We start from the raw sequence: 12643 nt of genomic DNA on the forward strand, positions 1-12643 counted from the left end.
AAGGTTTCGTATTGCAGTATTTGGTAGATTTTTTAGAGAGTAAAACGGTTCAAACATCACAGATTTATGAGCATCTTAAATGTTCTATTGATGAAGCAAAATTTTTGCAAATGATGACCAAAGAGTATGTTCTTGGTAGTGTTGACATGGGTGTTGCGGATGGCTTGATCAAGCTTTTTGGCGATAAAAAATACGCTCATTTACAACAACTTCCTTTAGTGAAAGATTTGATTGAACAAGGGTGGATTGTTCAGAACAGTTTTCTCAGTTCCAAAGTGATGGATGTCTCAAATTTAGAACTTTTAAACAGTACAGTAACACTAAGTTCTGCTTTTTTAAAACTACTAGAGGAAGGAACCCTTGAAGTAGTGTTACCAGATGTTACGCCTTACGAGGATCATCTTGAATATTTGAAAGATCAATTTTTTCGCATTGAACTTTACCAAAAACTAAGCCAAACAAAACACAATGCTACCGAAAATTCACCTAGTATTGGGCGTCTTAAAAATAAACTCGAACTTTTAGAAAGCCGTATTGTTGAGCGTATAAAAGTAACACAAAATGAGATTGTTGTTGAGAATATTTTCAAAGAGAATGAGTTAAATCCAAAAGAACAACTGATTTTCTTAGCACTTCTCAAAGAGGAGTATGCAGGAGAGTTTGAAAGTCTTCGTGATATGAATACATTGATTAGTCTTATTAGTGTTGATGATTATGAAAAGATCAAAAACCGTTCTTTACTCGAAGAGGGCTCAAAGCTCATTGAAAATCTCATTATCGATTACGATGAGATGCTGAGCACCTTTGGAGGTGTTACTCGAAGCTTTTTTATCTCAGAAGAGATTTTACAAAAGATTATGCATCCCAATAAAGAGAAAAAAACGAAAAAGATTAAGCTTGATATGCTGATTGGTGAACAAGAGCTTTTTGAACTCATTGATCCTAAAACGAATTTGGATGATGTCATTTTACATCCAAAAACCAAAGAAGTACTTGATAATTTACTCAAACAGATCGATAAAAATGTGGTGAAATTATTACGGGAGTGGGGGATAAAAGAGCGCCGAAGTGGTATTGACGCGAAGATTATTCTCTATGGTCCTCCAGGCACGGGAAAAACAATGACAGCTCTTTCATTGGCAAAGTCGATGAAAAAGCGCGTGCTCAGTTTTGATTGTTCTAAAATTCTCTCCAAGTATGTGGGGGAGAGTGAAAAAAATGTGCGTAATATTTTTGATACCTATAAAGAGCTTTGCAAAAAGACCAAAAGTGAGCCTTTATTGCTTCTCAATGAAGCCGATCAGTTCTTAAGCGCACGTTCAACCGATAGCGGTGCAAGTGCCGATAAAATGCACAATCAGATGCAAAATATTTTTTTAGAACAGATTGAGCGTTTTGATGGACTACTTATTGCAACAACAAACCTTTTGGAGACGATAGATCCTGCTTTCTCCCGTCGTTTTGATTATAAAATTGCATTTGAAAAGCCTGATTTGAAACAACGCATAGAACTTTGGAAAAAGTTATTACCTGAAAATGCTCAGTATGAGGAAGGCTTGGATGTAGAAAGATTAGCTTCCTACCCTCTTACGGGTGGGCAGATAAAAGTGGTACTTAAAAATACAGCTTTAAAAGTGGCTACCAAATCAAAACCACTTTTTACGTTTGAAGATTTCAAGCTTTCAATTGATCGTGAAACCAAAGGAGCTTTTGGCGATGCCAAATCTGTTGGCTTTATGAATTAAAGACTTTGACAAGTCTTTCTGAGCGTTTAGTTTGAAACGCTCAGATGGATTTGTTGTTGTATAAAAAATGAAGGAATAATGATGACCTCTTTGTCGCATATGGATTTCGCCCATCCTTATTTTGGAGCTTTTTTCCTCCTCGTATTTGGGGCAGTTGTCTTTTATGGTATTACTGTATTGGCGCGTGTTGTTAGCCGAAGTATGTCACGTTTGGATACCGAAAAACTTAAGCTTACCATTTATGAGTGCGGGCCTGAAGTGACCAAACAGCCTAATAAAATTTCGGCACACTTTTACCTTTTTGCAGTTTTATTTATTTTATTTGATGTGGAGATTATCTTCATGTTTCCATGGGCAGTGGATTTTAAAGTTTTAGGCATGTTTGGTTTTGTTGAGATGATTTTATTTGTCATCATTTTAACCATTGGTTTTGTATATGCATGGAAAAAAGGAGCGCTCGAATGGCACAGCATAAGATAAATTATCTTCAAGAAGCGGGTCTTCCTGTGGCACTTACCACAGTCGATAAATTGGTTCAATGGGGTAGAAGTAACTCGCTTTGGCCACTCACCTATGGACTTGCCTGTTGTGCGATTGAGATGATGGCAACGGGGGCTAGTCGTTATGACTTTGACCGTTTTGGAACCATTTTTAGAGCGAGTCCTAGACAAGCCGATGTCATCGTCATTGCAGGAACACTCACTAAAAAACATGCTCCGTTTATGCGTCGTTTGTACGATCAAATGCCTGATCCAAAATGGGTGATTAGCATGGGAAGTTGTGCCAATACGGGTGGTATGTTTAACACCTATGCCACCGTTCAAGGCGCTGATCGCATCGTGCCTGTGGATATTTATTTACCAGGGTGCGCGCCTCGTCCTGAAACACTTCAATACGCACTTATGCTTCTTCAAAAGAAAATCCGCACAGAGAAAGCATCACGCAGACTTGCACCTAAAAGGTTGGTATGATGAGAAGTTACAGCGATAAACAAAACGTTCAAAAAAAGCCTTATTACAGTGATCGTTATTTTGTAGTGCCTCAAATTCCTAAAGAAGCAGTAGAAAGCGATGAAGTTTTTACAAGTGATTTGAGCGTTTTAAAAGCAAAGTTTGAGATTAAAGAGGCGTATATTCAAAAAGGGCAATTGGTTGTTTACATTGACCCAAAAGACAATGTGAGTGTCTTACAAACCCTTAGAGATGAACTCTCTTATAACTTTTTAAGCGAGCACAGCGCGATTGATTGGCTAGCTAAAAGCGGTGAATTTGAAATTTTTTACCAAATGCTTTCAACCTCTAAACGTAAACGTCTTCGTGTGAAATGTTTTATTAAAGAAAAAGAGGTGCTTAAAAGCGTCATTAACGTTTATAAAAGTGCTGATTGGGCAGAGCGTGAGATGTACGATATGTTTGGTGTCATCATCAGTGGACATCCGTATATGAAACGTCTTTTAATGCCTGATGATTGGTATGATCATCCGCTTCGTAAAACCTATCCGTTGCACGGTGATGAAGTGGCGCAATGGTATGAGATTGATAAAATTTTTGGCAAAGAGTACCGCGACATCATAGGACCTGAAGAGCGAGATAGTGCGCGCGTAGATGTAAACGATACGTATCGTTTTGCACATATTAACCATGAAGTTCCTTTTGGTGCCGAGCCAAGCAGTGAAAAAACGATCACCGACTACCAAGAAGAAGGTGGGGTGTTCATCGTGAAAAAGCTCAAAAAAGAAGATGCTAAAATAGTGAAAGAGAGATATTAATCATGCAAAAAGTCAACCGATTAAAACCTTTTTTTGAGAATATTGCTTTTGAGCGTGAAGATAACCACATGATCGTTAACTTTGGACCTCAACACCCTAGCGCGCATGGTCAGCTTCGTTTGATTTTAGAACTTGATGGTGAGAAAGTTTCTAAAGCAACCCCTGATATTGGCTATTTGCATCGTGGTATGGAGAAAATGGCGGAGAATATGATCTACAATGAGTTCTTGCCAACCACCGATAGAATGGATTACATCGCTGCGAGTTCAAACAATTACGGTTTTGCTTTAGCGGTAGAAACACTCATCGGTCTTGAAGTTCCACGTCGTGCGAAAGTCATTCGTATGATGCTTTTAGAACTTAGCCGCATCTCTTCACATCTTTTCTGGCTTGCAACGCATGCGCTGGATGTGGGCGCGATGACTATTTTTCTATACGCATTTAGAGAAAGAGAATACACGCTTGATTTGATTGAAGATTATTGTGGAGCACGTTTGACGCACTCTTCGGTGAGAATCGGTGGTGTTCCACTTGATTTGCCAAAAGGCTGGACAGAAGGACTCAATAAATTTATCAATCATCTACCGATTGACATTGCAGATTACGAGGGTTTGTTGGATCAAAACCGTATCTGGAAAATGCGTTTGGAAGACGTGGGCGTGGTAAGTCCTGAGCAAGCACAAAGTTGGGGCTGTAGTGGTCCGATGCTACGAGGTAGTGGCATCGCATGGGATATTCGTAAAGAAGAGCCGTATGAACTCTACGACGAAGTGGAATTTGATGTGCCTGTGAGTACGACGTGCGATAGTTATGGAAGGTACAAACTGCATATGGAAGAGATGCGTCAAAGTGTTCGCATTCTTAAGCAACTCATTCCGATGTATGAGCAAACATCACCTGAAATTATGGCACACGCACCTCAGTACATCTCCGCGCCCAAAGAGCAGATCATGACGCAAAACTACTCGTTGATGCAACATTTTGTACTGGTAACACAAGGCATGAGACCACCTGTGGGTGAAGTGTATGTGGCGACTGAATCGCCTAAGGGTGAACTTGGTTTTTATATCAATTCACAAGGTGATCCGTATCCGTACCGCTTGAAGCTTCGCGCGCCAAGTTTCTTTCACACCGCTTTCTTGCAAGAGCTGTTAGTGGGTGAATATCTCGCTGACGTTGTTGCGATCATTGGTAACGCAAACATCGTATTCGGTGAAATTGACAGATAGGAGAGGCAATGCAACGTTATGACTTACGCCATTTAGGTGATGATTTTTACGGACGTATGCTAGAGATTATTGATGAGACAACTTTGGGTGAAGTTTCCATCTTTATGTTTGAGATTGGTGATTTTTCTCCTGTTCAAAAAAGTGCCGATGTGATTAAAGAAGCGGGTTGGACACTGATGAATTCGTTGAAATTCAATGAAGCAGACTGGACGATTGTCGTAAAAAAAGTGAAAAGTGAAGTACAGTAATGGTAAAAAAGCAATTTATAGAAGCCTTAAATCAATCTACTAAAGAGCAATTTGCTTTTACCTGTAAAGGATTTGATCTTATTATTTGTGTAGGAACACTTCCTTCACGCCATGACACAACCCTTTTAAAGAGATTGAGTGAGAGCGAAGCTCAATTAGTTTATCTTTTTACAATGGAAGATCAAGCATTGATTCCAAAAAGTTCTTTTTTTAGCCGTTATGAAGTAGGTTCAGAAGAGGGTATTTTCGCGCTTCTTTCAAAAAGTTTTCTGAAAGGTGTGAAGCTTCCAGAGTCTATCCAAAGCTATTTTGAAGAGCTTGATGAAGGGTATATCAGTGCAGAGAGCAATCTTGGTGAAGAAGAGATTGAAGAGATTGAATCGCTGTATCAAGAGGCAAAAAATGTATTGCTAGTTTTAGGTGATGATGTAATACGTCATCCAAAAGCGTCCAATATAGCGCATCTTGCAGGACTTATAGCGCGTTATGGCAAAGCTAAATTGTTTGTTGTTGGTGCAATATCTGAAGAGATTATAGAAGCAAACACTAAAAGTGTTTTAGAAGAGATTGCAGATCTTAAAAGTTTTGATGGTGTTGTGGTTTATCAATGTCCTGTAATAAACAAAGAGGAAGAGAATTCCTTAATAGGCTCAGCTCAATTTCAAATGGCAGCCAAAGTTCAAAGTGGTGACAAAATCAATGTCACTATCAACCAAGAGGTCTATCCTCGTACCTTTGTACGCGATGATAGTTTAAAAGGTGTGATCGCTTTAATGCCCTGTGCAAAAGCGGATTCTAGCTATCCCTACCATGTAGTAAAAATAGTGAAGGCAGAAGTGCAATGAGCGATGTTTTAATAACCATAGATGGAAAACAGTGTAAAGCGACAGAGGGCGAATACGTTTTAGGCGTTGCGCGCAGAAACGATATTTTTATCCCAGCACTCTGTTATGTGACGAATTGCTCGCCCACGTTAGCGTGTCGTTTGTGTTTGGTGGATATTGATGGCAAACGTGCTTACAGCTGTAACGCGCGTGCTAAAGAAGGTATGAGTGTTATCACTAAAACGGAAGAGATCGAAAAAGAGCGTAGAGCGATTATGGAGATCTATGACATTAACCATCCGTTAGAGTGTGGTGTATGTGATCAGAGTGGCGAGTGTGAATTGCAAAACTACACCCTACACATGGGCGTAGATAGCCAACATCACTGCATTGCAGATACGCATCGTCCGACCAAAAATTGGGGCAAAATCCATTACGACTCTTCTTTATGTATCGTTTGTGAGCGCTGTGTCACTGTTTGTAAAGATATGATCGGCGAATCAGCACTCAAAACCGTTCCTCGTGGTGGTGCTGAACTGGATAAATCGTGGAAAGATAAAACCGAAAAAGACGCGTATGCCATGTGGAATAAGCTTCAAAAGTCTATAATTGGTATTGCCAGCGGTGCTGAAACACTTGACTGTACTCAGTGTGGAGAATGTACTGCAGTTTGCCCTGTTGGAGCACTTGTTGGAACAGACTTTCAATACACCTCTAATGCATGGGAGCTTAAAAAAATCCCAGCATCTAACCCACATAGTTCAGACTGCTCACTTCTTTTTTATGATGTTAAACATACGAGTATGAACAATACTGAACCTAAAATTTACCGTGTGAGTAGCGAACATAATTATGCTCCTTTGCATACTGCTGCACGTTATGGGTTTGACTTCCAAAATGAAGTTGCAGGTAAAGATGAAATTGCTTTTAATAAAGCTGTTGAACTTTTGAAATCTAAAGTCGATACCATCGTATTTGATAGTTATATTACGAATGAGGAAGCACTCATTCTTCAAAAACTCAAAGAGAAGTTGGGTTATAAACTTGTAAATGTTGATGCTAAAGCGTATCAAGATTTCCTCAAAAATTTTGCAAGTATAGCAGGAAAAAGCCTATACAGTGGCGATTTAGAGAGCATTCGCTCTTCCAATTTTGTGGTCAGTTTTGGTACAGCGATTAAAACCGATAGCCCAAATGCAGGCTACGCGATGAACAATGCAATTGGTATGAACAAGGGTGCGGGACTTTATTTTCATCCTGTGGCTGATCCTATTGTTTCAGCTTACTCTAAAAATTTACTCAGTGTTACCCATAAAATTGGTGCAGAAGAAGCCATCGCTTATCTTCTTCTCGATCTTTTTGGTGACAAAGAGGCAATGCCTAAAAGCGTTGTAGAATACTTAGCATCTTTTCACACCATAGAGAAGAAAACCATCCAAGAGAGTGTTAAAGAAGAAGTCAAAGAGATGGTAAAAGACGAAGAGAGCGGTGAAGAAAAAGAGGTTGTTAAGACTATCGAGAAGATGATGGTTAAAGAGATCGAAATCGATACCAATGCTCTTCTTGAACTTATCGGTGCAGAGGCAGATTTGGTTGAGAAAATCACCAAACTTTTAGATAAAAAAGATAGCTTTAGTCTCATTGTGGGTGAAGATCTCTATACGCATCCAAGAGCAGAGAATATCGCGAAACTTTTAGGCTTCATTGAGCGTTTTACAGCATTTAGTTTGGTCATCAATCCATCTCGTACCAATACACTGGGTGTTTCACTCATTTGTGATTTGGATGAGAAAAAAGGAAGCTTTAGTTTAGGCTATAACGTCAAAGGTGACTTTACGTTAAGTGCTCTTGGTAAAGGTGATTTGGCGATGCCAGCCCTTAACCAACAAGAGGGAACATTTACTTCCATGAACAAGCGTGTTGTGCCTACCAATGCAGCACTTCATTTTAAAGGTTATTGCCTTAATGACCTTGCTAATGCCCTTGGACTTGAAGCGGAGTGGACGATTGATTATACGCCGTATCTGCCGAGTGAAAAAGGTTTTAAAGCAGAGAAATTTGATAATTTGCCAAACCGTTATGAAAACGATGGTACTGAAAATAGAGGCTATGCTCTTGCGTCTGCAAACATTCCATGCCATAATGAGGTTGAACCTATTGCGAGTTTCGCAGCAAAAGAGGGCGATGTAGTTTATAGAGCCAATCCTGTACATCAATTTAGTGCCTTTACCAACAAAGCGCATCAGCTTAATGAAGCAGGGGCACTTTATGTTTCATCTGCTTTCTTAGAGGCTAAAAATCTTCAAGATGGCGCCGTGGTTACGGTAGAAAATGAAGCAGGTGAAAAACTTGTGATTGCACTCAAAGAAGAGAAAATGATTGATGGACTGATCGCTTATCTTCCAACGTTTGATACTAAAATCGACACTACGCCATTCTTTAAAGAGGGATATCGATTTGCTCACGTAGTGATTAAAGGAGTTTCGCATGTTTGAAACCGCTGTCATTATTGAAACCGTTGTTAAAGCGGTAGTGGTTGTAGCTGTTATCGCAGGTATGGCAGGGTTTGCAACATTTATAGAACGCAAAGTATTGGCTTTTATGCAACGCCGTCTTGGACCTATGAATGTAGGTCCTTATGGTTTGTTACAACTTGCAGCTGATGGTATTAAACTTTTCACAAAAGAGGATATCGTCCCTCAAAATGCTGTTAAGCCGATCTTTATGATCGCACCTGTGATTGCTGCGGTAACCGCGTTTGTGGCAATGGCTGCGGTGCCTTATTTCCCAGAGTTTACGTTGTTTGGTTATGTGATTCATCCGATTATTTCAGACATCAATGTAGCGCTTTTGTATGTTATGGGTGTAGCATCGGTTGGCATTTATGGACCATTGCTCGCTGGTATGAGCAGTTCCAACAAATGGTCACTTTTAGGCGCAGCACGTGCGGTTGTGCAGATGCTCTCATTTGAAGTGGTCAGTGGGTTGTCAGTCCTTGCCCCTATTATGATGATAGGTTCACTTTCACTGATTGATATTAACGACTATCAAAATGGTGGGGTATTTAACTGGCTTGTTTGGAAACAACCTTTAGCCTTTATTTTATTTGCCATGGCAGGTTTTATGGAAACGAATCGTGCCCCATTTGATACCATCGAGTTTGAAGCTGAAGTTGTTGCGGGTTATGCCACGGAGTATTCAGGTATGCGTTGGGGTCTCTTTTTCATCGGTGAGTATGCCAATATGATTACTATTTCTGTTCTTGTGAGCATCATCTTTATGGGTGGCTATAATCCTATTTGGTTTATACCTGGAGCTATTGCAATGCTGTTAAAAGTTTCACTGTGGGTTTTCCTTTTCTTGTGGGTTAGAGCAGCGTGGCCACATATTAGACCTGATCAACTCATGTGGGTTTGTTGGAAAGTATTAATGCCTTTAGCCGTAGTCAATATTTTGATTACGGGCTTTGTGCTGATTTAGGAGGCAGAAATGGAACTAAAAGATTTTAAACAACGCAACATTGCCCCTGGTTACATCTTTTTTGAGGGTGAACAAAAGCCAGAAAATGGATGGCAAGCTTTTAAACGAGTTGTGAAGCGGACGATTAAAGGCGAGCTTTTTGTTGGTCTTTGGATTGTTTTACGTGAGATGATTCGTTTTGATATACATACGCTTCAATATCCTGCGCAAAAAATGGAGATGAGCCCTAGATACAGGGCAATTCATCGCTTGCTTCGTCTGTTTGAAAGCGGTAGTGAGAGATGCATCGGGTGTGGATTGTGCGAAAAAATTTGTATCGCCAATTGTATTCGCATGGACACTCACATTGATGAGAAGAGTCGTAAAGTTGTGAGTGAGTATAGCATTAACTTTGGTCGTTGTATTTTCTGTGGGTATTGCGCTGAAGTATGTCCTGAACTTGCTATTGTTCATGGCGTAGAGTATGAAAATGCGAGTGAACAGCGTGCTCATTTTGGTCTTAAAGACGATATGCTGACTCCTCTTGATACGTTTAGAGCTAAACAACAAAAAGAGTTCCCAGGTTTTGGTGCATTAAGTGATAATGCTGATGAAAACGTAAAACAAACACCATTAGCGTATTGAGGTAACCATGTTTGAAATTATTGCATTTTATATTTTTGCCGCACTTACCATTGGTATGTTTGGGATTGTGGTTATGAGTCGTAATGCACTCTATTCGATGAGCGCATTAGCAGGCGGAATGATCTTTATCTCGGGTTTCTTTTTTATTTTAGATGCTGAGTTCTTGGGCGTTGTTCAAATCGTTGTGTATTCGGGTGCGATTATGGCACTTTATGCATTTGGTATGATGTTTTTTGATACGACACGTGATATCAGTGAAAAAATGCGCTCGAAGAAAATAGCCTATACACTTTCTGTGATGAGTGCTATTTTGGTGGTTACTATTTTATGTGCTCCATTGGTTTCTGAAAACATTCAAGCCTCTTATCCAAGTATCGATAATGTGGGCAATGTACAGATGATTGGAATTGTTTTGTTTACAAAATATTTGGTTCCTTTTGAATTAGCAGCTATTATGCTTTTGGTTGCGATGATTGCAGGTATTGTGCTTGCAAGTAAAAAGATGGATGAATATTTAGCCATCGAAGACGAAGAAGTAGAAGATGCAAAGGAGGTCAAATGATTACCTTAACACATTACCTTGTATTAACAGGTATTTTATTTTCTATAGGGCTTGTAGGTGTTATGCGAAGAACCAATCTTTTGATGCTTTTTTTCTCAACTGAAATTTTACTCAACGCTATTAATATTGGTTTTGTTGCGGTTTCAAAGTATTATGGAGATCTTACAGGGCAAATGTTTGCATTTTTTATCATTGCAGTTGCCGCAAGTGAAGTCGCTGTAGGTCTTGGACTTCTTATTTTATGGTACAAACGCAATGGTTCTGTTGATCTTAACAGTCTTCAGATGATGAAAGGGTAAGCATGGAAAAATATCTTTATACAGCACTTTTTGCACCTTTGATCAGCTCTTTGTTTGTCGCCTTCTTTGCGGCACGTCCAAAGATGCTTTTTACGGGTATTGTTGCTTCTTTACTTATCGCTATTTCTATGATTGCATCGTTTATTTTGCTCATTGATGTCAATACCTATGGACCGTTACATGTCACGATGATGGATTGGATCGCAGCGGGTAACTTGGAGATTCCATTTGGCTTTGTTGTTGATGAAGTCTCTGTCATTATGATGGTCACGGTAACACTCGTTTCAACGATTGTTCATATTTATTCTATTGGTTATATGGACCATGATAAGAGCTTTAACCGCTTTTTCTCTTACCTCTCAGCATTTGTTTTCTCAATGATGATTTTGGTGATGAGCGATAACTTTGTCGGTCTTTTCATTGGATGGGAAGGTGTGGGGCTTTGTTCATGGTTACTCATTGGTTTTTGGTATCATAAACATTCTGCTTCATGGGCAGCCAATGAAGCATTTATTATGAACCGAATTGCCGATCTTGGAATGCTGATGGGACTTTTTCTTATCTATTGGAATGTAGGTTCATTCCAATATGATGATGTGTTTGCAAGCGTTAAAGGTATGGATCCTGTGCTGCTTGCAACGATCGGTATATTTTTATTTATTGGTGCAATGGGTAAATCAGCACAGTTCCCACTGCATACATGGCTTGCAGATGCGATGGAAGGTCCAACACCTGTTTCAGCACTCATCCATGCCGCAACGATGGTAACAGCGGGTGTTTATCTCGTCATTCGTTGTGGAGAGCTTTACAGCCTTATTCCAGAAGTGGGCTTTGCTATCGCTTCTTTGGGAGCTTTTGTAGCTGTCTTTGCTGCATCTATGGCACTGGTTAATAATGATCTTAAACGTATTATTGCTTACTCAACACTATCACAATTAGGCTATATGTTTGTTGCAGCAGGATTAGGTGCTTATTGGATAGCCCTGTTTCACTTGATGACACATGCTTTCTTTAAATCACTTCTGTTCTTAGGTGCTGGTAACGTTATGCATGCGATGCACGATGAACTCAACATCAAAAAGATGGGTGGGCTTTATGGTTCAATGAAAGCAACGGCTATTTTGATGAGTGTCGCTTCGGTGGCATTGGCTGGAATCTATCCGTTTGCAGGTTTCTTTTCTAAAGATAAAATCTTGGAAGTTGCCTTTAGTGAAGGTGCATATTTCCTTTGGTTTGCACTTTTCATAGGTGCTGGACTTACAGCATTTTACAGCTTCCGTTTGGTAATGCTCGTTTTCTTTGGTGAAAAAGAGTACGTTAAATACGGTGTACATCCTCACGAAGCGCAACCGTTTGTGATTTATGCATTGCTTCCATTGGGACTTTTAGCCGTTATCGCTGGATTTTTTGAGCATACTTTTGAAGGATTTGTTACACGTCTTTTAGCCCAATACGAAATTCACATTGAGCATGGAACAGAAGCGCTACTTATTGCAGGGACATTGGGTATTGCAATCAGCGGTATATCATTTGCAGTTTTTATGTACCGACGTGGAGGTTTTTCAAAATCATGGGAAGAGAGTATGGGGTATAAATTATTGAGTAATCAATACTATATTCCGAAACTTTATGAGCTTTATATTATGCGACCATTTACCTCTCTTGCAAGGTTTGCATGGTTAAAAATAGATACAAAAATTGTAGACTTTACGGTAGATTTGATCGCTAGGATAGTTTATTCAACAGGGCAAAATGCCAGAAAGATGCAAAGTGGAAATCTCTCTGATATGCTTAGATGGATGATTGTAGGTATGATTGTTTTACTTGCACTCGCAATTTTTTATAGACCAATGGTGTAGGGGCA

13 protein-coding genes are annotated in these 12643 nt (G+C 39.6%); all 13 read left to right on the top strand.

Annotated elements, in window-relative coordinates:
• Window positions 1-11 precede the first annotated feature (11 nt).
• The 13 genes from V7Q04_RS00815 to nuoL all read left to right on the top strand — a co-directional run bounded on the left by V7Q04_RS00815 (window position 12) and on the right by nuoL (window position 12638).
• Window positions 12-1745, top strand: a complete 1734-nt coding sequence (locus V7Q04_RS00815; protein WP_333803026.1) for an ATP-binding protein — start codon at window positions 12-14, stop codon at window positions 1743-1745.
• Window positions 1746-1835: 90 nt separating this feature from the next.
• On the top strand, window positions 1836-2225 hold the full coding sequence (locus V7Q04_RS00820; RefSeq protein ID WP_333803683.1) for an NAD(P)H-quinone oxidoreductase subunit 3: 390 nt from the start codon (window positions 1836-1838) through the stop codon (window positions 2223-2225).
• The gene (locus V7Q04_RS00825; protein ID WP_067172997.1) at window positions 2207-2716 is read left to right on the top strand and encodes a NuoB/complex I 20 kDa subunit family protein; all 510 of its coding nucleotides are present in this window, start codon (window positions 2207-2209) and stop codon (window positions 2714-2716) included. The genes V7Q04_RS00820 and V7Q04_RS00825 overlap by 19 nt, the downstream gene beginning before the upstream one ends.
• A complete protein-coding gene (locus V7Q04_RS00830; RefSeq protein ID WP_333803027.1) occupies window positions 2713-3513 on the top strand; it encodes an NADH-quinone oxidoreductase subunit C in 801 nt (266 codons plus the stop codon). Before V7Q04_RS00825 ends, V7Q04_RS00830 begins: the two co-directional genes overlap by 4 nt.
• A gap of 2 nt (window positions 3514-3515) precedes the next feature.
• Window positions 3516-4742 carry an NADH dehydrogenase (quinone) subunit D gene (gene nuoD / locus V7Q04_RS00835; protein WP_333803028.1) on the top strand — a complete coding sequence of 409 codons (1227 nt, stop codon included), beginning with the start codon at window positions 3516-3518 and terminating at the stop codon, window positions 4740-4742.
• 8 nt (window positions 4743-4750) lie between these two features.
• Window positions 4751-4990: an NADH-ubiquinone oxidoreductase subunit E family protein gene (locus V7Q04_RS00840; protein WP_333803029.1), complete on the top strand. Its 240-nt coding sequence runs from the start codon at window positions 4751-4753 to the stop codon at window positions 4988-4990.
• Window positions 4990-5835 (top strand): hypothetical protein, encoded by an 846-nt coding sequence (locus V7Q04_RS00845; protein WP_333803030.1) that lies wholly within the window; start codon window positions 4990-4992, stop codon window positions 5833-5835. Before V7Q04_RS00840 ends, V7Q04_RS00845 begins: the two co-directional genes overlap by 1 nt.
• A complete protein-coding gene (locus V7Q04_RS00850; protein ID WP_333803031.1) occupies window positions 5832-8309 on the top strand; it encodes an NADH-quinone oxidoreductase subunit G in 2478 nt (825 codons plus the stop codon). Before V7Q04_RS00845 ends, V7Q04_RS00850 begins: the two co-directional genes overlap by 4 nt.
• Window positions 8302-9294: an NADH-quinone oxidoreductase subunit NuoH gene (gene nuoH / locus V7Q04_RS00855; protein WP_333803032.1), complete on the top strand. Its 993-nt coding sequence runs from the start codon at window positions 8302-8304 to the stop codon at window positions 9292-9294. The genes V7Q04_RS00850 and nuoH overlap by 8 nt, the downstream gene beginning before the upstream one ends.
• 9 nt (window positions 9295-9303) lie before the next feature.
• On the top strand, window positions 9304-9918 hold the full coding sequence (gene nuoI, locus V7Q04_RS00860) for an NADH-quinone oxidoreductase subunit NuoI (RefSeq protein WP_333803033.1): 615 nt from the start codon (window positions 9304-9306) through the stop codon (window positions 9916-9918).
• Between the two features lie 7 nt (window positions 9919-9925).
• On the top strand, window positions 9926-10480 hold the full coding sequence (locus V7Q04_RS00865; RefSeq protein WP_333803034.1) for an NADH-quinone oxidoreductase subunit J: 555 nt from the start codon (window positions 9926-9928) through the stop codon (window positions 10478-10480).
• Window positions 10477-10779 carry an NADH-quinone oxidoreductase subunit NuoK gene (nuoK, locus tag V7Q04_RS00870; protein ID WP_333803035.1) on the top strand — a complete coding sequence of 101 codons (303 nt, stop codon included), beginning with the start codon at window positions 10477-10479 and terminating at the stop codon, window positions 10777-10779. Before V7Q04_RS00865 ends, nuoK begins: the two co-directional genes overlap by 4 nt.
• Window positions 10780-10781: 2 nt before the next feature.
• The gene (nuoL, locus tag V7Q04_RS00875; RefSeq protein ID WP_333803036.1) at window positions 10782-12638 is read left to right on the top strand and encodes an NADH-quinone oxidoreductase subunit L; all 1857 of its coding nucleotides are present in this window, start codon (window positions 10782-10784) and stop codon (window positions 12636-12638) included.
• The last annotated feature ends 5 nt before the right edge of the window (window positions 12639-12643 follow it).

The organism is Sulfurospirillum sp., from assembly GCF_036802865.1.
Taxonomy (GTDB): Bacteria; Campylobacterota; Campylobacteria; order Campylobacterales; family Sulfurospirillaceae; genus Sulfurospirillum.

Excerpts from the sequence above, each read along its gene's own strand:
- nuoK (WP_333803035.1), top strand. The coding sequence starts at position 10,477 with ATGATTACCTTAACACATTACCTTGTATTAACAGGTATTTTATTTTCT.
- nuoH (WP_333803032.1), top strand. The coding sequence starts at position 8,302 with ATGTTTGAAACCGCTGTCATTATTGAAACCGTTGTTAAAGCGGTAGTG.
- V7Q04_RS00865 (WP_333803034.1), top strand. The coding sequence starts at position 9,926 with ATGTTTGAAATTATTGCATTTTATATTTTTGCCGCACTTACCATTGGT.
- nuoL (WP_333803036.1), top strand. The coding sequence starts at position 10,782 with ATGGAAAAATATCTTTATACAGCACTTTTTGCACCTTTGATCAGCTCT.
- V7Q04_RS00845 (WP_333803030.1), top strand. The coding sequence starts at position 4,990 with ATGGTAAAAAAGCAATTTATAGAAGCCTTAAATCAATCTACTAAAGAG.
- nuoI (WP_333803033.1), top strand. The coding sequence starts at position 9,304 with ATGGAACTAAAAGATTTTAAACAACGCAACATTGCCCCTGGTTACATC.
- V7Q04_RS00830 (WP_333803027.1), top strand. The coding sequence starts at position 2,713 with ATGATGAGAAGTTACAGCGATAAACAAAACGTTCAAAAAAAGCCTTAT.
- nuoD (WP_333803028.1), top strand. The coding sequence starts at position 3,516 with ATGCAAAAAGTCAACCGATTAAAACCTTTTTTTGAGAATATTGCTTTT.
- V7Q04_RS00840 (WP_333803029.1), top strand. The coding sequence starts at position 4,751 with ATGCAACGTTATGACTTACGCCATTTAGGTGATGATTTTTACGGACGT.
- V7Q04_RS00825 (WP_067172997.1), top strand. The coding sequence starts at position 2,207 with ATGGCACAGCATAAGATAAATTATCTTCAAGAAGCGGGTCTTCCTGTG.
- V7Q04_RS00850 (WP_333803031.1), top strand. The coding sequence starts at position 5,832 with ATGAGCGATGTTTTAATAACCATAGATGGAAAACAGTGTAAAGCGACA.